Source organism: Noviherbaspirillum sp. ST9 (assembly GCF_048799745.1).
Classification (GTDB): Bacteria; Pseudomonadota; Gammaproteobacteria; order Burkholderiales; family Burkholderiaceae_D; genus Noviherbaspirillum.
The window spans coordinates 1-629 of record NZ_JBLWFR010000116.1 but is presented as its reverse complement, the minus strand read 5'-3'; the positions used below and the strand labels follow the sequence as shown (position 1 = coordinate 629).

General features: G+C 47.9%; 1 protein-coding gene. It reads left to right on the top strand.

Annotation, left to right across the window (positions count from 1 at the left end):
- On the top strand, positions 1-629 hold a 629-nt coding region (locus ACNOHI_RS25060), incomplete at both ends, for an alpha amylase family protein (protein ID WP_420477442.1).

The window sequence follows — 629 nt, the reverse complement described above, 5'->3', positions numbered from 1 at the left end:
TTGTTTGAAACATACCTGGGTAAAAGTGTTTCATTCCCCGACGATGTTATGAGGGCAGATATAAAAACAGCCTATTTGCCAGCCTCGCTACCTCCTTACTTCAAACAGTGGCTCGAATTCAGAGTAAAAACCATCCATGATTTTATGGAGAAAGCGAGAGGCAGGGTTAAAGCTAAAAATCCTGCTATCTCTTTTGGCGTTTACGTCGGCGGGTGGTATTCTCAATACTACGGTGTGGGGGTAAACTGGGCTAACCCCGGTTACAACACTTCACTTGACTATCCGCAGTGGGCAGGTCCCAACTATGGGAAATATGGGTTCGCCGATCTTATGGATGTGATGCTTATCGGAGCGTATGCCACACCGGGAGCTATCTATGGCTCAACCGAATGGACTGTGCAGGGATTTTGTTCACGGGCCAAAACCCTCATTCAAGGAGCAGCCCTTGTAGCTGGCGGTCCTGACGTAGGTAACTATGGCTGGGGCGGCGGGGGTGAGTATTCTGACGCTGTCATTTACACATCTGTTACCCGGTCTGTAGATGCTGCTATAAACGCCTGCGATGGGTATTTTCTGTTTGATATGATTCACCTTAAACAGACACCAGAGAAATGGCAGAGAGTAAAAAC